General features: G+C 70.2%; 14 protein-coding genes and 2 pseudogenes. 5 read left to right on the top strand and 11 right to left on the bottom strand.

Annotated elements, in window-relative coordinates:
* Positions 1–168: 168 nt before the first annotated feature.
* The 3 genes from OG747_RS01815 to OG747_RS01825 form a co-directional block, all read right to left on the bottom strand.
* Complete coding sequence (locus OG747_RS01815; protein ID WP_405877122.1) at positions 169–1,395, bottom strand: FAD-dependent oxidoreductase; 1,227 nt, start codon at positions 1,393–1,395, stop codon at positions 169–171.
* Positions 1,396–1,658: 263 nt separating this feature from the next.
* Positions 1,659–3,053, bottom strand: coding sequence for a sensor histidine kinase (locus OG747_RS01820; RefSeq protein ID WP_405877124.1), 1,395 nt, complete (start codon positions 3,051–3,053; stop codon positions 1,659–1,661).
* Positions 3,050–3,793, bottom strand: a complete 744-nt coding sequence (locus tag OG747_RS01825) for a response regulator transcription factor (protein ID WP_405877126.1) — start codon at positions 3,791–3,793, stop codon at positions 3,050–3,052. Before OG747_RS01825 ends, OG747_RS01820 begins: the two co-directional genes overlap by 4 nt.
* A gap of 462 nt (positions 3,794–4,255) precedes the next feature.
* Between OG747_RS01825 and OG747_RS01830 the strand changes: the two genes are divergently transcribed.
* The 4 genes and pseudogenes from OG747_RS01830 to OG747_RS01845 all read left to right on the top strand — a co-directional run bounded on the left by OG747_RS01830 (position 4,256) and on the right by OG747_RS01845 (position 10,085).
* The gene (locus tag OG747_RS01830; RefSeq protein WP_405877128.1) at positions 4,256–5,839 is read left to right on the top strand and encodes an IucA/IucC family protein; all 1,584 of its coding nucleotides are present in this window, start codon (positions 4,256–4,258) and stop codon (positions 5,837–5,839) included.
* Between the two features lie 57 nt (positions 5,840–5,896).
* Positions 5,897–7,570, top strand: a pseudogene (locus tag OG747_RS01835) (IucA/IucC family protein).
* The gene (locus tag OG747_RS01840; RefSeq protein ID WP_405877130.1) at positions 7,567–8,760 is read left to right on the top strand and encodes a type III PLP-dependent enzyme; all 1,194 of its coding nucleotides are present in this window, start codon (positions 7,567–7,569) and stop codon (positions 8,758–8,760) included. Before OG747_RS01835 ends, OG747_RS01840 begins: the two are co-directional and overlap by 4 nt.
* The gene (locus OG747_RS01845) at positions 8,757–10,085 is read left to right on the top strand and encodes an MFS transporter (protein ID WP_405877132.1); all 1,329 of its coding nucleotides are present in this window, start codon (positions 8,757–8,759) and stop codon (positions 10,083–10,085) included. The genes OG747_RS01840 and OG747_RS01845 overlap by 4 nt, the downstream gene beginning before the upstream one ends.
* Positions 10,086–10,270: 185 nt before the next feature.
* Here the strand turns inward: OG747_RS01845 and glpK are convergent, their stop codons facing one another.
* Complete coding sequence (glpK, locus tag OG747_RS01850) at positions 10,271–11,782, bottom strand: glycerol kinase GlpK (protein ID WP_405877134.1); 1,512 nt, start codon at positions 11,780–11,782, stop codon at positions 10,271–10,273.
* A gap of 39 nt (positions 11,783–11,821) precedes the next feature.
* Positions 11,822–12,589 carry an IclR family transcriptional regulator gene (locus tag OG747_RS01855; RefSeq protein ID WP_405877136.1) on the bottom strand — a complete coding sequence of 256 codons (768 nt, stop codon included), beginning with the start codon at positions 12,587–12,589 and terminating at the stop codon, positions 11,822–11,824.
* A gap of 197 nt (positions 12,590–12,786) precedes the next feature.
* Here OG747_RS01855 and OG747_RS01860 point away from each other — a divergent pair, with 197 nt between their 5' ends.
* Positions 12,787–13,212 carry an ATP-binding protein gene (locus tag OG747_RS01860; protein WP_405877138.1) on the top strand — a complete coding sequence of 142 codons (426 nt, stop codon included), beginning with the start codon at positions 12,787–12,789 and terminating at the stop codon, positions 13,210–13,212.
* 113 nt (positions 13,213–13,325) lie between these two features.
* On the opposite strand, the pseudogene OG747_RS01865 reads toward OG747_RS01860, so the two are convergent.
* From OG747_RS01865 to OG747_RS01890, 6 genes and pseudogenes are all read right to left on the bottom strand, one after another.
* Positions 13,326–13,895: pseudogene (locus OG747_RS01865) on the bottom strand (serine/threonine-protein phosphatase); the annotation flags it as partial.
* A 99-nt stretch (positions 13,896–13,994) separates the two neighbouring features.
* Entirely contained in the window at positions 13,995–14,753 is a 759-nt protein-coding gene (locus tag OG747_RS01870; protein WP_405877140.1) for an IclR family transcriptional regulator, read from the bottom strand.
* 269 nt (positions 14,754–15,022) lie between these two features.
* Positions 15,023–15,244, bottom strand: coding sequence for an alkylphosphonate utilization protein (locus OG747_RS01875; protein ID WP_405877142.1), 222 nt, complete (start codon positions 15,242–15,244; stop codon positions 15,023–15,025).
* A gap of 186 nt (positions 15,245–15,430) precedes the next feature.
* Positions 15,431–15,856 (bottom strand): ATP-binding protein, encoded by a 426-nt coding sequence (locus OG747_RS01880; RefSeq protein ID WP_405877144.1) that lies wholly within the window; start codon positions 15,854–15,856, stop codon positions 15,431–15,433.
* On the bottom strand, positions 15,856–16,269 hold the full coding sequence (locus tag OG747_RS01885; protein WP_405877146.1) for a pyridoxamine 5'-phosphate oxidase family protein: 414 nt from the start codon (positions 16,267–16,269) through the stop codon (positions 15,856–15,858). Before OG747_RS01885 ends, OG747_RS01880 begins: the two co-directional genes overlap by 1 nt.
* Complete coding sequence (locus OG747_RS01890; protein ID WP_405885412.1) at positions 16,266–17,906, bottom strand: SulP family inorganic anion transporter; 1,641 nt, start codon at positions 17,904–17,906, stop codon at positions 16,266–16,268. Before OG747_RS01890 ends, OG747_RS01885 begins: the two co-directional genes overlap by 4 nt.
* Positions 17,907–17,948: the final 42 nt, after the last annotated feature.

Here is a 17,948-nt window from a genome sequence, read left to right on the forward strand (position 1 = left end):
CTGAGGACACGTTCGTAACGGCGGCCGTGTTCGCGCGGCCGCCGAGCGGGCGCCATGTGCCGGGCCGTCGGCCGACCCGTGATCAAGTGGCCCAGTCGCCTGTCCGCCCGTCGGGCCGAGCCGTCGCAGACCTCACCCGCCGGCCGGACCCCGGTCCTCCACGGTCTGCTACGCGAGGCCCTTGAGCATGCCGTGCCAGTACAGGGCCGGCAGGCCGTAGCGCTTGAGCAGCCACATGTCGCGGCGTTCCTTGGTGGTGTCGACCAAGGGGATGCTGGGGGCGGGTCGCTGGTCGTAGTCGAACTCGGCGAGCAGCATCCGGTCGCGGGCGGTGACCAACGGGCAGGAGGTGTAGCCGTCGTAGCGGCGCCGTTCACGGTGCTCGCCCTTGATCTCGGCGAGCAGGTTGGCGACCACGACAGGGGCTTGTTTACGGACGGCGGCGCCGGTCTTGGAGGTGGGCAGGTTGGCGACATCGCCGAGGGCGAAGACGTTGCGGTGGCGTGGGTGTTGAAGGGTGTACTTGTCCGCTTCGACATAGCCGTAGGGGCTTGCGGGGTCTGCCAGCGGGCTGCGCTTGACCCAGTCGGGGGCGCTTTGCGGCGGTACGGCGTGGAGCAGGTCGAACGCGATTCTCTCCTCGGCGCCGGCGGAGTGGTCGGCCACGGTCAGCCGGCGGGCCGTGCCGTCGACGGCGGTCATCTCGGAGTTCAGCCGGACCTCGATGCCGTAGCGGTCGGCGACCTGTTCCAGGGCCCGCCGCCAGACCGGTACCCCGAACAGGGAGTCGGAGGGCAGCACGAGGACCACCCGGATACGGTGCAGGACCCCTTGCCTGCGCCAGTAATCAGCGGCCAGGTAGGCGATCTTCTGCGGGGCGCCACCGCATTTGACCGGGCCGGTGGGCTGGGTGAAGACCGCGGTGCCCGAGCGCAGGCCTCGGATCAGCTCCCAGGTGTAGGGAGCGTGCTCGAAGGAGTAGTTGCTGGAGACGGCACCGTGCCCGACAGCTGCGTCCAGGCCCGGGATCTTGTCCCAGTCCAGTTGAAGGCCCGGGGCCATCACCAGGAAGTCGTAGCCGATGGTGCGGTCGGTGGTGGTGACGGTCTGCGTCTCGGGGCCGACTGCGGTGGCGGCCTCGCGGATCCAGCGTACGTTCCTGGGCATCACGGAGGCTTCGGGGCGGCGGGTGATGCCGAGCGGGGCCCGGCCGCCGCCGACCAGGGTCCACAACGGCTGATACCAGTGGGTGCGGGCCGGTTCGACCACCGCGACATCGGTGAGGCCGGCGCGGCGAAACCGGGCGGCGGCCGTGATCCCGGCGGTTCCGCCTCCGATGATCAGCACCTGGTAGTGGTCCCGGGCGGGACTCGAGGCGGAGGGCATGGATGGCATGAAGGTCTCCCTTGCGGTTCCGCTTTACACCCCCATGGGTATGTGACGGCCTGATGCTAGGCCATGCCCGACGCCGAGGCTAATGCCTGGTCGGACAATTGCCCCTGAGGCAAAGGGAGTTGACGGATGGGACGGCTCACGTACGGCTGACCGGCTACAGCCGGCCCGCGCGGGAAGGGGGTCCTGTCTCCGTCCGCCCGCCCGTGGGGGATCGCTGCTTCAGGCACGACCTGCCGTTCAGGACACCCCCGGCGACAGAGTGGTCACCGGGCGGTTCTGGGACGATGCCGCGCCATGGATGACGGTCTGAAGTGGACGACGGCGTCGAGGCCGCCGCCCGGCGCGGGGTGCAGAGCGGCCTCGCCACCGGCGGCGAGGGTGAGCTGCTGGACCATGGGCAGGCCGAGGCCGGTGCCGTCGTCGTTGGTGTCGCAGGCGCGCCAGAACCGGTCGAAGGCACGGTGCCGCGAGGTTTCGGGCATGCCGGGGCCCTGGTCGACGACGTGTAGTTCGGGTCCGTCCGATCCATGCGCGCGGGTGAGGGTGATGACGCTTCCCGGCGAGGAGACGCGCAGCGCGTTGGAGAGAAGGTTGTCGATGATCTGTTCCAGCCCGCCGGGGACCGCCCAGACGTGCCCGACGTCGGGTCCAGTCACGGTGATGTCGACGCTCTGTTCGGCGGCGAAGGCCGTCCACATCGCGGCACGGTCGGCGACGACGGCGTCGAGGTCGGCGGATTCGGGCGTGATGGCGGAGTTCTCCAGCCGGGCGAGCGCGAGCAAGCCCTGGACCATGCGGCCGAGCCGTTCGACCTCGCCGACCGCCGCGTCCAGGCTGGGCCGGGCCCGGGGGTGGAGGTGGGGTTCGAAGTTCTCCAGCCTCAGGCGCAGTGCGGTCAGTGGGGTCTTGAGCTGGTGAGACGCCTCGGAGGCGAACGCCTCCTGGGCGCGCAGCAAGTGCTGGAGTCGGGCGGCGGTGCGGGTGAACGAGGCTGCCAGGCGGCGCAGTTCGGGCGGTCCCCGGCCGGTGTCGGGAGGATCGGTGAGGCGACCGTCGGCGAGTTGGGCGGTGGCCTCTTCCAGAGCGCGGATCGGGCGGGCGACCCAACGAGCGAGGGAGAAGCCGATCACGATGACGGCGACCAGCACGCCGAGGCCGGCCCCGGCCAGGGCCAGCCACGCGTCGCGAACTCTCTCGTTCAGCGCGGTCAGCGGACAGATGACGCGAACAACGCAGCGCAGAGTGCCTCCGGAGGTTCCGGGCGTGGAGACCTCGGCGCGGGTCTCCGAGTCGTGGATGGTGCCGGAGGCGGGCCGACTGCGCAGAGCACTGGCGATGTCGGGCTGGGCGGACCAGTTCCGACCGATGGTGGTCGCGGTGGTCCGAGTGTCCGTAAGGACGATGCCGTCGCGGTTGGTGATGACCACCCGGCTGCCGGTGCTCCGGGCATAGCTGCGGGCGAGCGCGGGAATGTCCGCGGTCCGGCGGTGTTCGATCCTGTCCTCGCACACCTCGGACAGCACCGCGGCGCCCTGACCGACGGTGTGGGAGAAACGGGACAGTTCCCCGCGGGCATAGACATAGCCGAATGGCACTTCCAGAGCGAGCAGCACGAAGAGCATCAGGCTCAGGTAGCTGAGCAGCAGGCGGCGGGTCACCGCTCCGCGCCGCCGGGGTGTACCCGCGGGACCAGTCGGAATCCGATGCCGCGGATGTTCTCGATCCAGGAGGAGTCGCCGAGTTTGCGGCGCAGGGCGGCGACGTGCACGTCCAAGGTCTTGGTGGGGCCGAAGTAGTTGGCCTCCCACACGGTGTCCAGGAGCTGCTTTCGGGAGCAGACCGCCCCGGGGTCCTCGGCGAGGCAGACCAGCAGGTCGAACTCCTTGGGGGCCAGAGCGACCGGGGCTTGGTGCAGGTGCACCTTGCGGGTGCGTCGGTCGATGGACAGCGGACCGATGCGTTGGGCCTCAGACGGCGCGGCAGGGGCCAGGACGTCCGAGGGGGAATCCGGGTGCCGCCGTTCCGATCCCCCTGCAAAGACGACGCCGTGGCGGGTGCGCCGGGTGACGGCGCGGATGCGTGCCACCAGTTCCCGTACGCCGAAGGGTTTGGAGAGATAGTCGTCCGCGCCCAACTCCAGTCCCAGGACCCGGTCCACCTCGTCGTTCCTCGCGGTGATCATGATGATGGGCACATCCGAGCGTCCGCGCAGGTCACGGCAGACGTCGATGCCGTCCATGTCGGGCAGACCCAGGTCCAGCAGCACCATCTCCGGTTCGGGGGCGGACAGGCCCTCCGCGCCGGAGCGGGCACGTTCCACGGTGAAGCCAAAGCGGCTCAGGCCCTCCGTCAGGGGGCCGGCCACCCGGTCGTCGTCCTCGATCAGCAAGACACGCATTCCCACAGCTTCACCACTGCCGGTGCGTTCCACCCGGCGCACTCGCCGGAAGATCACCCACGCCAGCGACAGCAGCCCGGTCGCCTTCGGCCGTCAGCCCGACGACAGCGGACCTTCAGCGCATCGATAAGGCAAAGCAAGGAAATCGACAAGAAATCCGAATACGGGTGGGCATGCTTTTTACCAAAACCCGCAACATCGAAATTCAGTGTGCCAGGCAAGGAACGGCATGTCACGGCATGCTCTCCCTCCTCTCCGATTCGACGGGAGGAACGCGTCCCAAATTCTGGATCCGTCTTGTGCGAAAGCTGCATTTGCGCTGGCAGCAGCCTTACCCGGGGTCCCGTAAATTCGATTCCGGGCGGCCGGCCAACTGGTGTCGGAGCCCCTGTGCAATGCCCGGCCATGCGAACTCCTCTGCAGGGGCGGTGGCCTTGGCTCTTCCCGAACTGGACGGTGAACATGTCACAGGCAACGATCGACGAATTGCACCGGGTGCGCCCGGCTCTGGCCCGGCCCTTCGCGGCCGCGCTCCCCGGAGCGCGGGCGGAGGTGCTCGGCAGGCTGTGGGGCGCCTTCGCCCGCGAACCGCTCCCCGGCATCACCGGCCGCCGGCATAAGGGCGACACCCTGACCGTCGTCCTCGAACGCGGCGGCTCGCTGACCGGTTCCGCCGCCTGCGCGCGGCGGTTCGCCCGGATCCCCGCGGAGTTCATCGTGGCTGGGCCCGACGGCGCGATCAGTGAACCAGCACAATTGCTGGCGGCCCTCGGGGGGCGCATACCAGCCTCGCAGCGGCTGGCGTCCGAGTTGGACAACAGCGTGGTCAACCTCGCCCTGGCCCGCGCCGCCCACACCACCGGTTCCGCTGCGGTCGGCGATTCGGCGGACGCCGAGCAGGCCGTCGTGGACGGCCACCCCCAGCACCCGTGCTGCCGCACCCGCACCGGCCTGTCCGTCGCCGAGGTTCTCGCCTACTCCCCCGAGCACCGTCCCGTCGTCGACCTGACGCTGGTCGCCGTCCCGTCGGACCGATGGCAACCCAGCGGCGACTGGCCACGGGCGCTGCGCGACGGCGACACGATCCTGATGCCGGTGCACCCCTGGCAGCGCGACCATGTCCTCGTCCACCACCCCGACCTCGTGCTGACCGAGCGGACCGTCCCCGCCCGGCCGCTGCTGTCGCTGCGCACCCTCGCGCCGCTGGACGTCCTGACCGGCTGTCACATCAAGACGGCGCTGGACGTGCAGGTCACCAACTACCGGCGCACCATCTCCCCGGCCGAGGTCGCCGACGGGCCACCCCTGTCCGACCTGGTCTGCGCGGTCACCGACAAGGCCGGACACGGTGACAGCCTGCGCGTGCTGCGCGAACTGGGCGGCGGCTCGGTGCGCGTGGGCGGGGTGGCGTCAGCGAGCCTGTCCGCGATGATCCGCGAGAGCTGTGAACGGCACCTCGACCCGGGAGAGATCGCGGTGCCCCTCACCGCCGTCCACGCGACCGGCGCCGCGGTGACCTCCGGTGACCCGGTGCGCTGGCTGACGGACTTCACCGAACTCGTCCTGCCGCCCGCGCTGACCCTGCTGTCCATGGGCATCGCGCTGGAGGCCCATGGGCAGAACACCCTGGTCGTGCTGCGCGACGGTCGGCCCGTACGGGTGCTGTACCGCGACCTGGACGGCGTGCGCATCCACCCCCGCCGCCTGGCAGCCCACGGCTTCACGCTGCCGCCCCTGACGGGCAACCGAGCCGGTGACGACGAGTGGGCGCTGCGCACCAAGCTGTTCGGCGGACTACTCAGCGGCGTTTTCAGCGAGCTGGTCGACGTCCTGTCCCGCGCCCGGGACGCCGACCCCACGGCGCTGTGGGCGGCCGTGGGCGCGGTTGGTCGCCGCGTGTACGCCGATCTGCCGAACACGGGAGACGCTGCCGTCTTCTTCGGCGACGCACTGCCGCTGAAGGCGACCATCGCCATGCGCCTGGCCCACTCCCCCGGCAAGGCCCAGTGGATCCCCGTCCCCAACCCCCTGGCCCGCCATCGCTGACGACCTCGCCACCAGCTTGCGTACGTCCCCCGTACGAACCCGACGGAGCCGCCCCCCATGACCACCCCCACACTGACGAGCAGTCCCGCAGTGACAGCCGACGCGGTCACCACCCATACCCTGCTCAACTGCCTCATCCGCGAGGTCTCCGCGCCCGAGCACCAGGTCACCGCCGACCGCGACCACCTGCTGCTGCGCCTGCCCCGCCGCGATCTCCTGCTGCGTGTCGCCCTGCGCCGCGTCTCCCTCATCGGAGCCCATCGCTTCACCGGCCTCGTCGAGCGCCAAGACGGCGCCGACTGGGCCACCGTCGGCTGGCAAGAGCTGGCAGGGTACGTCCAGGACGAGCTGGAGCTGCGCTCCGGCGTCACCAACGAGGAGTTCCTGCCCCAGGTCACCGACAGCCACGAGACCATCCGCACCATCCTGGAGGGCCGCGCCGACAACCGGCCTACGGTACCGAGCTACCTGGACTCGGAGCAGTCCCTGATCTTCGGCCACCGCTTCCACCCCGCCCCCAAAGCCCGCAGCGGAGGCCCCGACGGCTGACTGACGTACGGGCCTGAGACCGGCACCCGTTTCCCCCTGCGTCACCTGGCGGTGCGCCGTGAGCTCGTCCGGGAGGAGGGTGACCTGAGCGCGCTGGAGCCGCTGCTGCCACCCGCCGGCCCGGGTTTCGTGACACTGCCGGTGCACCCCTGGCAGTACGAGCTGCTGCGCGACCACCGCGAGCTGCGCGAGGCGATCGCCACCGGGACCATCACCGACACCGGAGTCGCTGGACCCGACTTCGCGCCGACGGCGTCGGTGCGCACGCTCTACCAGCCGGACGCCGACCTGTTCCTCAAGTTCAGCCTGAACGTCCGGATCACCAACTGCGTCCGCAAGAACGCCGCCTACGAACTGTCCGGCGCCGTCGCCCTCAACCACCTTCTCCAGCCGGTTTCCTCCCGCCTCACCGACCGGTTCCCGAACTGTGCGCTGCTGGCCGAACCGGGCTACCGCACCCTGGACATCGGCGGCGACACGGCCCTTCTGGAGGGGTTCGGCGTCATCGTACGGTCCGGTCTGCGCCCACACCTGCGGCCCGGGGTGACGCCGCTGCTGTGCGCGGCGGTGGCGGACGAACACCCCACCAGTCCGGCCCAGGTCTCACATCTGCTCGCGCGTGGGGCCGGGAACGCACTGGCGTGGTGGGACGCCTATCTGGGGCTGCTGCTGCCGCCGGTGCTGACGGCGTATTTCGAGTATGGCGTCGTCCTGGAGCCGCACCTGCAGAACGTCGTCGTCGGGGTGCGCCAGGACGGTACCCCGGTGCAGCTGTTCTTCCGCGACCTGGAAGGCACCAAGCTCCTCGCCGGACAGCACGGCGAGGCACTCGCCGCACTCCCCGAGGACGTGAGGGGCCCGCTCACGTACGACGCCGCGCGCGGCTGGAACCGGGTCGCATACTGCCTGCTGGTCAATCACACCGCCGAGATGCTCGCCGCCCTGGCCGACACGGACTGCGGGCTGGAGCCCGCACTGTGGGGCCTGGTCCGCGACCACCTCGCCGCCTGCTCCCGCAGCCTCGGCGACCCGCCGCGGCTGCGCGCCCTGCTGTCCGGCGTACCGCTGCCCGCCAAGGCCAACTTGATGCTGCGCTGGTCCCGCCAGGCCGACCGTCACGCCACTTACGTCCCGCTGCCCAGCCCGCTGGGTGAAGACTTCCCGCGCGAGGTGCTCCAGTGAACCCCGAAGTGCTGGACCGCATCAGCGAACTGGCCATCGCCGACCTGCCCGCCTACATCTACGACCTGGGCGGCCTGCGCGAGCACGTCCGTACCATCCGTGCCGCACTGCCCAGGCAGGTCGAAATGCTGTACGCGGTCAAGGCCAACTCCGACCCCCGGCTGCTGCGCGTACTCGCCGACCACGTCGACGGCTTCGAGGTCGCCTCCGGCGGCGAACTGACCTACGTGCGGGACCTGTTCCCGGAGATGCCGATCGCCTTCGGCGGCCCCGGCAAGACACCCGCCGAACTCGCTCAGGCCGCCGACGCAGGCGTGTTCCGACTGCACGTCGAGAGCGAACACGAACTGCGCGTGCTGACGACCGTGCTGGGCGACCGCACCATCGACATCCTGCTGCGCGTCAACCTGCCGCTGACCCCCGGGCCAGTGGCTCTGGCCATGGGTGGTCGCCCCGGGCCCTTCGGACTGGAACCGGCCCAGCTCGACGGCTGTCTGGCCGTCATCGCCGGCGACCGGCGCCTGAGGCTGCGCGGCCTGCACGTTCACCTCGCGAGCGGCATCCAGGCCCCCGGCCACCTCGACCTGGCCGAAGACGTCCTGAGGTGGGCTCGCGGCTGGGCCGAAGCCCGCCACATCAACCTGACGGAGGTCAACATCGGCGGCGGAATGGGGGTCGACTACGCCCACCCTGACCAACTCTTCGACTGGGCGGCCTTCGGCGCCGGACTCCACCGGCTGCTGGCCCGGTACCAGGGCCTGACAGCGCGGATCGAGCCCGGTCGCTCGGTCACCGCCTACTGCGGCTGGTACGTCACCGAGGTCCTGGATGTGAAGCGCAGCCACGGCGAGGCGTTCGCCGTGCTGCGCGGCGGCACCCACCATCTGCGCACCCCCGCCGCCAAACAGCACGACCAGCCCTTCAAGATCGTCCCCGTGGATACCTGGCGCCGTCCTTGGCCGCGCCCCGAAGCGCGGCGGGAGCCAGTGACCCTGGTCGGTCAGCTGTGCACACCCAAGGACGTGCTCGCCCGCCGCGTCCCCGTACGGCAACTGCGCTCCGGCGACCGGATCGCGTTCGCCATGGCAGGCGCCTACGCCTGGAACATCTCCCACCACGACTTCCTCATGCACCCCGCTCCGGCATTCCACCACCTGGACGAGGCACCGGCCCCCGCCGGCGTGCGATGAGCGCCCACGGCCCTACGATCGCGAACACGGCACCGGCCGCACTCGGAGCCCGTAACCTCCGCCGCTACCTGATCGGGCAGCTGATCTCCAACACCGGCACCTGGATGCAGCGCGCCGCCCAGGACCTGCTCGCCCTGCATCTCACCGCCAACAGCGGCAGCGCGGTCGGCCTGCTGACCGCCCTGCAGTTCCTTCCCCAGACCCTGTTCGGCCTGTCCGGCGGCGTCATCGCAGACCGCTTCCCCAAACGACGGCTCCTGCTCATCACCCAGACCGCCATGGCCATACAGTCGCTGTTCCTGGGCCTGCTGACCCTCGTCGGCACGATCACCTTCCCCTCCCTGTGCGCACTGGCCGTCGCCCTGGGCACCACCACCGCCCTGGACCAACCCGCCCGCAGTGCCTACCTCTGCGAACTCGTCGAACGGGACCGCATCCCGGGGGCCGTCAGTCTGAACGCCGCCCAGTTCAACCTCGCCCGCATCATCGGCCCGGCCCTCGCCGGCCTGGCCGTCGCGGGCGCGGGACCCGGCCCGGTCTTTCTGGCCAACACCGCCTCGTACCTGGCCGTCCTGTACGGGCTTCTCACCATCCGCACCGAGGAACCCCACACCCCTCGCGAACTCCGGCCCAGCGACACCCGGTTGGCCGACGCCCTCCGCCATGTCTTAGGCACTCCAGAGCTGCTCCTGCCCATCGCCGTCATCGGTTTCGTCGGCACCTTCGGACTCAACTTCCAAGTCACCATCGCCCTGGTATCCGTCACCGTCTTCCACACCGGCCCCGCCACCTTCGGCTACCTGTCAGCCGCGTACGCCGCGGGCGGCCTGATCGGCGCCTTGCGGGGCGCCACTCGCCGACAGCCGCCCACCGCACGGCGCCTGACCGTCTCGGCAGTCACCTTCGGGGTCCTGGAAGCCGCCGTCGGGCTCCAGCCCGGCTACGTCACCTTTCTGGCCCTGCTCATTCCCACCGGCCTGGCCGCGGCAACCGTGACGACCACCGCCAACGCCCTCACCCAGCTCAACGCCGACCCCCCTCTACGAGGCCGCGTCATGTCCGTCTACTTCCTCGTCCTCCTCGGCGGAACGCCTCTCGGCGCCCCCCTGGTCGGCCTTGTCTCCGACACCCTCGGTGCCCGCTGCAGCCTGATCCTCGGCGGCCTGATCTCAGCCGCCGCAGCGCCCGCGCTCCTTGCCCTGATCACTATCCACGCCCGTCGGGCACCTCGGTCCAGGCCGCCGACCGCCGCCGAGGAGACACTCGCTGACGCCCCGGCGCTGCTGAGGCGGCTGACCGGCCCTCATGCCGAGTCCCGGGACTAGACATCCCATTTCGCTGTCGCAGGTCAGGAAACCGAACTCCGGGACGCCGCACACCAACGACAGCGCGACGCCGGGCCACGCACGTCAGGCGCGCCGACGGATCACCCATCGGCGTCGGCCCCATCGCGTCTCATCAGGCGTGTTCTGGATTCCGCCGCCCCGCGGCCTCGCCCGCTCCTGCGGAATCAGTGGCCTGGCGGTTTGATCCACCCCAGCGACCGCTCGACGGCTCGCTGCCAGTTGTCGTATTCCGACTCCCGCCCCTTGGGGTCCATGGCCGGCAGCCATTGGGCGGCCCGGTGCCAGTTGCGGCGCAGGACTTCCAGGTCCGGCCAGTAGCCGGCGGCGAGGCCTGCGGCGTAGGCGGCGCCGAGGGAAACCGTCTCGGCGACCATGGGCCGCACCACAGGCACGTCGAGCACGTCAGCCACGAACTGCATGAGCAGGTTGTCCGCTGTCATGCCACCGTCCACCTTGAGCTCCTTCAGGGCGACCGAGAAGTCGGCGTTCATGGCGTCGACGACCTCTCGCGTCTGCCAGCCGGTGGCCTCCAGGACGGCTCGGGCCAGGTGTCCCTTGGTGATGTACGAGGTGAGGCCGACGATGACACCGCGTGCGTCGCTGCGCCAGCGGGGTGCGAACAGACCAGAGAACGCGGGGACGATGTAGCAACCGCCGTTGTCCTCGACCGTCAGCGCGAGTGTCTCGATCTCCGGCGCGCTGCTGATCAGTCCCAGACGGTCACGGAACCACTGGACCAGCGAGCCTGTGACGGCTATCGAACCTTCCAGGGCGTAGACCGTGGGCTGGTCCCCGATCTTGTAGGCGACGGTCGTGAGGAGTCCGTGCCGGGACCGCACGACATCGGTACCGGTGTTGAGCAGCAGGAAGCTGCCAGTTCCGTACGTGCACTTCGCCTCACCCGGGGAGAAACAGGTCTGGCCGAACAGGGCGGCCTGCTGGTCACCGAGGGCGGCCGTGATGCGGACGCCCGGGAGCACCGAGCGGGCCTCGCCGTAGCCCTCGGCCGAAGACCGGATCTCGGGCAGCATGGGGCGGGGAACCCCGAAGAACGCCAGAAGCTCCTCGTCCCAGGTGAGCGAACGGATGTTCATCAGCATGGTGCGGCTGGCGTTGGTGGCGTCGGTGATGTGCAGGCCGCCGTCCGTGCCCCCGGTGAGGTTCCAGATCAGCCAGCTCTCCATCGTGCCGAACAGCACCTCGCCGTCCTTGGCGCGCTGATCCAGTCCCTTTACATGGTCGAGCAGCCAGCGGATCCGCGGCGCCGAGAAGTAGGTCGAGGGGGGCAGGCCGCACCGCTCGAGGAAGAATTCATCTCCGGGTCGGTTTCTCAGGTCCTCGACGAGCGGTGCTGTGCGGGTGTCCTGCCAGACGATCGCCCTGCCCAGCGGGGCACCCGTCCGCCGGTCCCAGAGCACCGTCGTCTCCCGCTGGTTGGCGATACCGATGGCGGCGACCACTCCCGCGCCGACACCGGCATCGGGCAGAGCCTCGGGCACGATGCGCTGCAGATTGCGCCAGATCTCGACGGCGTCGTGCTCGACCCAGCCGGGCCTGGGGAAGTGCTGCTGATGCTCCCGCTGGGCGACCGACACCAGCCGCCCATGGTGGTCGAACAGAATGCATCGGGTGGAGTTGGTGCCCTGATCGATGGACATCACATACCGTTCAACCATGATCGGGTCTGCCTTCCGATGTGCCGAGGAGGCGGGGATTTACGAGCGAGCCGCTCCCAGGTCTCTGGAGATCGCCCGTGCAGCCTCGCGGAGCAGGGTGATCAGGTTCGGCCGGGGACGACCTTGGCTGTCGCAGATCCTCTCGACCGGGCCGGAGAGGCCGATGGCGCCCACCACGAGGCCGCCGCGCCCTCGGATCGACGAGGCGACGCCTGCTTCGCCCATGCTCATTTCCTGGATCTCGGCGGCCCATCCGAGTTCCCGGATCTCGGCAAGCGCCCGGGTCAGTTGCTCCGGGACGACCAGGGTGTGCCGGGTGTATGCCTCCAGCCCGGCTTCCAGGACCGGCTCGAGGGGCGCGGTCCCGAAGGCCAGCAGAACCTTGCCGAGCGAGGAGGCGTGCAGCGGCAGCAGCGAACCCACGTCCAGGGTCTGGAAGGTGTCGTCCGGCCGGAACACGTGGTGGATGACGAGAACCTCGCCCTCCAAGGGGGTGCCCAGGCGGACCGCTTCCCCACTACGGGCGGCCAGGGCATCGGCCCAGTTGATGGAGCGCGACCGCAGCTCATTGACGTCGAGGTAGCTGGTGCCGAGGTGCAGCAGGGCAGCCCCGAGCTGGTATTTACCCGTCGCCGTGTCCTGCTCCACGAAATCCACATGCTGGAGGGTGCGCAGAATGCCGTGGGCAGTGCCCTTCGCCAGCCCGAGCGAGGCCGCCACCTCGCCGAGCCCGAGTCGACGGGGGCCACCGGCGAGCAGACGCAAGATCGCCGCCGCCCGTTCGATCGACTGGACTGGGCCGGCCATGAGGCGAGCCTAGTACCGCCACGGAGGGTTCGCTTCACGTGCAGGCCGTCGGTTACCACCGGGATGAGCGTTTCGCGTTCGGTAATGGCGACCTGCGTTCATTGACCGGCCTCGCTTCGCTTCCTACCGTTCACTGAGGCCCGGCAACGCGCGCTGAGGCCCGGCTACCGGCCGGCAGCCTCACCGGAGGAGAACAGATGACGGTACAGCTCAATACGATGGTGCGGGAGGCGGTCGAACACGTCGGTCCGCTGCCGCACGTCGCCGGGGCCGTCTCGGCCGTACGCCGACGTGTGGGGGTACTCCTCGCCGACTGGAGTGTGTCCCCCGAGATCGTCGAGGACACACTCCTGGTGGTGTCGGAGCTGCTCACCAACGCGATCGTCCACGCCCTGCCCCCGGCGGAGCTGCGGCTGTCCTGGGTACGGGGCGACGGGCTCAGTACCCTGCGCGTCGAAGTCACCGACGCGGGACCTGCGCTTCCAGCCGGCCAGTCGCCCGCGGGAATCGACCCGGACGAGCACGGCCGGGGCGAGCAGATCGTCCACGCACTGGCGGCTCGGCACGGCCTGCGTGTCCACTCCGGCGGGATCACCCGGTGGGCCGATCTCGTCGCAGCATGAGAATGCACGACATGAGAATGCACGGCTCGCTCCCGAGAATCCGTGACGCGCAGCATGAGAATCGCGGCCCGGCCGGTCAGGCCCGGTCCGGCAGGGCACGCTGACGGCTTTTTCCCCTCGATCGTCGGTACGAGTGCGTAGAGATCCCCACCGATACGGGCCTCCGCCGCCGCGACGCTGTGACGGACAGCCACCTGAAACGGGCCGACAGTCACCGGTACAGGCTTGAGCAGCGCATGCTGGGCGGCCTCGGCGACCGAGCGGACGGCCGCGAGCACCCGTTCACGACACCGCAGCGCGCTGGCCAGGCCACTCGCCAGAGTGACGGCAATGAGCGTGGACAGCACGGCCGACAGCTCGCAGCCCGGAACAGCGTCCCGGGTTCCGAGCGTCACCCCCAGCACCGCGGCGAGGAGACCGACACCGAGGACTCCGCGCGGCCCGCTGGTGGTCGCGGCCAGCGCGGGCCCGGCCGCGAGCAGCGGCAGCCAGATCGTCCCTGCTCCGCCCAAGAGGTGGACGACGAACACGATGGTGAAGACGATCAGCACGGGCAGTACGGGCGTACAGGCGGTCAACCGTGCCGCGGCGCCCCTCGGGGCCGACGCCCCGGAACGGGCCATTCGGTCCCTGAACGGCCGCATCGCCCAGTGGTCGCCACCATGGTCTCGGGCCCGACTCATATTTCGTCCGCAGTCCTCACCTGTGCGCCGGCCGCACTCCAGAAATGTCCGTTTCATCCAGGAAACGGGTTCTGCTCGGGTACCACAAGAACAGGATTTTCAGATAGTGAGCGAAAGGCCCCTGGTCACACGACTGGCGGTCGGAATCAGCCGCGCCCGGATCTCCTCAAGTCGCGAACGCCGGTTCGCCGGCAGTGAGACGCCGAGTGCGCCGAGCGTGTCCCCGCTGAAGACGGGCACAGCGACGCAGACCGTGCCGAGGGCGTACTCCTCCAGGTCCGTCACGGCCGGCGCCACGGGTGAGGAATCGATGCGCCGGAGCAGTTCCGGAGGGCTGGTGATCGTCCGTGGTGTGAGGTCGGCGAGGGAGTGCCGGGAGAGGTAGTCCTTGCGGGAGTCGTCGTCCAGCTCTCGCAGCACGCACTTGCCCAGCGCGGTGGCGTGCCCCGCGTCCTCGAATCCCACCCAGAGATCAGCACGGGGCGCCTGCGGGCCGTCGACGATCTCGGCGACCCGGATCTCGCCCTCCTCGTAGAAAGTGAGGTAGGCGGCGACCGCGAACTCGTCCCGCAGCGCCGCGAGCGTGGGACGGACACGGCTGAGCAGCGCCTGCCCGCGGCCCGTGGTGTGCAGCGTCTGCAGCTTGTCGCCCAGGACGAACCCGCCGTCGTCCAGCTTCCGTACGTATCCGTCGTGGACCATCGTCCGCAGCAGGTGATAGGCGGTGGCCAGAGGCAGGCCCGTCTCACGTGCCAGCTGCTTCGCCGGCACGCCGTTCTCGTGCGCGCTCACCGCCTCCAGCAAGCGGAAGGCCCGCCGCACGGACGTAATGAGCGTAGGGCCGTCGTGACCACCCATGACACCAGCGTGCGCCGAGCGCACGGCGCAGGCAAGGCGCGCGGCTCCTCGCCACTGCGCGGACGCGAGCCGATGAACGTAGCTCTGGCGCTCGGCTCCGTCGGCCGCGTGCCGATGCCGGCGCAACAGGAGCGTCATCCCTGCCGTACCGACGCGCTGGTGCTCTGCACGACGTGGTCGTGCCGTAGCTCGCGTCCGGACGGAAATGCGGGCGGCCCCGTCCTCGTCGGAGGCGGGGCCGCTGGTTGCGCGGCACGGACCGCGCCGGGTCAGGCCTTCTTCAGGAACTCGGTCTTGAGGACCAGACCCTTGACCTTCTTGGTGTTGCACTCGATCTCACCGGGCCGGGAGGTGAGTCGGATGTTCTTGACGAGGGTGCCGCGCTTGAGGGTCTCGGAGGTGCCTTTGACCTTCAGGTCCTTGGTCAGGGTGACGGAGTCGCCGTCCTCCAGGACGATGCCGTTGCTGTCCTTCACCACAATGTCGGTCATGGTCTTTCCTTGCTGATCGGTTGCTGATCTCGATGGTTCCTGTGCTCTTACATCAGGCGTGAGGGCGGCGCGGTCCGCTCGTCGGGCCACTGGTCGCTGCACCACCGCCGGCCCGCTGCCGCGGGCCCGCAACCAGCCGGTCGCAACCGGTACAGCGCCACTCGATGGTCATCAGTGACTCGGCTTCTACAGGGGAAGGGTGATCCAGATGCTCTTGCCACGGCCGTCGGCGTCACCACGGACGACCGCGGTGCCGCCCAGGGCGAGAGTGAGCTCGACGACGGTGCCCAGGCCGGTACCGCCAGTGCCGGTGACCGCCGCGTACAGGGGCGGCTGGTAGGGGTGGCGGTCGTGGACGGCGAAGGCGAACGTGTCCTGGCCGGCCGCGTAGATGACGGTCACGTTCGGGGAGAGTGAAGCGGCGTGGCGAACGCTGTTGGTGACCAGTTCCGAGAGGATCAGCAGGGCCGGGTCCACGCTGGGGTGACGGGGGGAGATGCCCCACTCCATCAGGATCTGTTCGGTGGTCTCGCGGGCGATGCGTACGGCCGAGCCCATGGTGGGCACGGTCAGCACGTGCCGCAGCGGCAGCGTCTCCAGGCGGGCGGCCATCAGCGCGCCTGTCCGGTGCCGAGGCGGAAGCCGGCCACCGTCCGGGGGTTCACCCGCAACAGGGTGTCGTGTGGTCCGTGGGCCCAGCCGGGCAGGGTGCGCCGGTAGTGGGCGGCCTCGTCCGGGTCGGTGATCATCTCGGCCGGTCCGGTCGCGGACACGCTCCAGCCGTTGCCGGAGGGCATGCGGATCTCATCGGCGTGGTAGGTCAGCAGGCCGCGCCCGTTCAGGGCGGCGGCCTGGACGGGAGTGCGGACGACCAGGCGCCCGTACTGCAGGACATGGACGGCGGGGCGGATGACCGGGGCCTCACGCTGCAGGTACGCCACCCGGCCGCAAGTGGTGCCTTCCAGGAGCCACAGCGCCTCGGTCCCGGACACCTCGGTCATGAGATGGTCGGCGGGGACGGTCATCGTGTTGCCTTCCGGGTGTGGCGCGGGCCCAGGAGCCCGGCGTGTTCGAGGTACTCGCGGGCTCCGGCGATGGCCTCTGGGGTGGTGGCGTACTCCCGGCCCTCGTAGCGCAGCAGGTCGAGCGCGCCGACGGAGTCCAGCGCCTGGCGCTGTCCGGGGCGGATGCCGGTGGCCATCACCGCGATGCCTCGCCGGTTGAGCCTTTCGACCGCGTCCTTGAGGACGAGGGCGCCGGTGGCGTCCATCGTGGTGACCCGGGACATCCGCAAGATCACCACCCGTACGTCGGCGACCTCGGACAGCTCCAGCAGGAAGCGGTGGGCGCCGGCGAAGAACAGCGGGCCGTCGATGCGGTAGGCGACGATGTGCTCGGCCAGCAGGGCGTGTTCCTCATCGCTGTGCTCGCCGGGCAGATCGGGGCGGAAGTCGACCTGGTCCATGCGGGCCTGGCGGGCCACCGCCCGCAGGGCGAGGGCGCCGGCGACGGCGAGACCGATGATGACCGCATAGACCAGGTCCAGGGCGAGGGTTGCCGCCGCGGTCAGGATCAGGACCACGGCGTCCGCGCGGGTGGCCTTCGCCATCGCCCGTAGGGAGCCGACCTCCACCATGCGGACCGCGGTGGCGATCAGCACCCCGGCCAGCGCCGCGAGTGGGATCTTGGAGACGAGCGGGGCAGCGGCGAACACGATCACCGCCAGCACGCCCGCGTGGGCCAGGGCGGCAAGCCGGGAGGAGGCGCCGGTGCGGACGTTGACCGCGGTGCGGGCTATGGCTCCGGTCGCGGGGACACCGCCGAACAGCGGGGCGGCGATGTTCGCAAGGCCCTGCCCGAACAACTCCTTGTCCGGATCGTGCTTCTGCCCGACCGTCATGCCGTCGGCGACTTGCGCGGACAGCAGCGACTCCAGCGCGGCGAGCGCCGCCACCGCGACTGCCGGGGCGAGCAGGGAGCCGAGCGAGGACACCTCGACGAAGCGCAGGGAGGGGGCGGGCAACCCCGCCGGCAGGGTGCCGATCGGGGCGGCCGCGTCCAGTTGGAAGACCTGCGCGACGATCGTGGCGGCGACGACCGCGACGATCGAGAACGGGATGGTGGGCCGCCAGCGGGCCCCCGCCAGCATCGTGAGCGCCACCGCGGCCGCGAGTGCCACGGCGGTCCAGTTCGGCGCCTTCGCGAACGCCTCAAAGGCGTGCCAGGCCACCACGAGGACCTTGTCGCCCTCCGGCTTGGCCACGCCAAGCGCATGGGGGATCTGCTGCAAACCGATCACACACGCGATGCCGAGGGTGAAACCCTCCACCACGGATGCGGGGATGTAGGCCATGTAGCGGCCGGCCCGCGCAACTGCCAGGGCGACCAGCATCAGTCCGGCGATCAGGCCCACGGTCAATACGCCGCCGGTGCCGTACTGGGCGACGATCGGCACCAGGACGACGGTCATCGCCCCGGTCGGACCGGAGACCTGGAGGTTGGAGCCACCGAAGACAGCGGCCAGGGCGCCCGCAACCACGGCGGTGGCCAGGCCCGCCTCAGCGCCCAGTCCGGAGGAGACGCCGAAGCCGAGTGCGAGCGGCAGCGCGACGATCGCAACGGTCAGCCCGGACAGCAGGTCACGGCGCGGGTTGCGGCCCATCTCGGCCAGGTCGGCGTGGGAAGGCAGCAGGGAGCGCACCCG

Origin of the sequence: Streptomyces sp. NBC_01384 (assembly GCF_045040035.1) — a bacterium.
Taxonomy (GTDB): Bacteria; Actinomycetota; Actinomycetes; order Streptomycetales; family Streptomycetaceae; genus Streptomyces.

Coding starts and splice junctions, on each gene's coding strand:
- OG747_RS01815 (WP_405877122.1), bottom strand. CDS start 1,395: ATGCCATCCATGCCCTCCGCCTCGAGTCCCGCCCGGGACCACTACCAG.
- OG747_RS01825 (WP_405877126.1), bottom strand. CDS start 3,793: ATGCGTGTCTTGCTGATCGAGGACGACGACCGGGTGGCCGGCCCCCTG.
- OG747_RS01830 (WP_405877128.1), top strand. CDS start 4,256: ATGTCACAGGCAACGATCGACGAATTGCACCGGGTGCGCCCGGCTCTG.
- OG747_RS01845 (WP_405877132.1), top strand. CDS start 8,757: ATGAGCGCCCACGGCCCTACGATCGCGAACACGGCACCGGCCGCACTC.
- glpK (WP_405877134.1), bottom strand. CDS start 11,782: ATGGTTGAACGGTATGTGATGTCCATCGATCAGGGCACCAACTCCACC.
- OG747_RS01855 (WP_405877136.1), bottom strand. CDS start 12,589: ATGGCCGGCCCAGTCCAGTCGATCGAACGGGCGGCGGCGATCTTGCGT.
- OG747_RS01860 (WP_405877138.1), top strand. CDS start 12,787: ATGACGGTACAGCTCAATACGATGGTGCGGGAGGCGGTCGAACACGTC.
- OG747_RS01870 (WP_405877140.1), bottom strand. CDS start 14,753: ATGGGTGGTCACGACGGCCCTACGCTCATTACGTCCGTGCGGCGGGCC.
- OG747_RS01875 (WP_405877142.1), bottom strand. CDS start 15,244: ATGACCGACATTGTGGTGAAGGACAGCAACGGCATCGTCCTGGAGGAC.
- OG747_RS01880 (WP_405877144.1), bottom strand. CDS start 15,856: ATGGCCGCCCGCCTGGAGACGCTGCCGCTGCGGCACGTGCTGACCGTG.
- OG747_RS01885 (WP_405877146.1), bottom strand. CDS start 16,269: ATGACCGTCCCCGCCGACCATCTCATGACCGAGGTGTCCGGGACCGAG.
- OG747_RS01890 (WP_405885412.1), bottom strand. CDS start 17,906: ATGGGCCGCAACCCGCGCCGTGACCTGCTGTCCGGGCTGACCGTTGCG.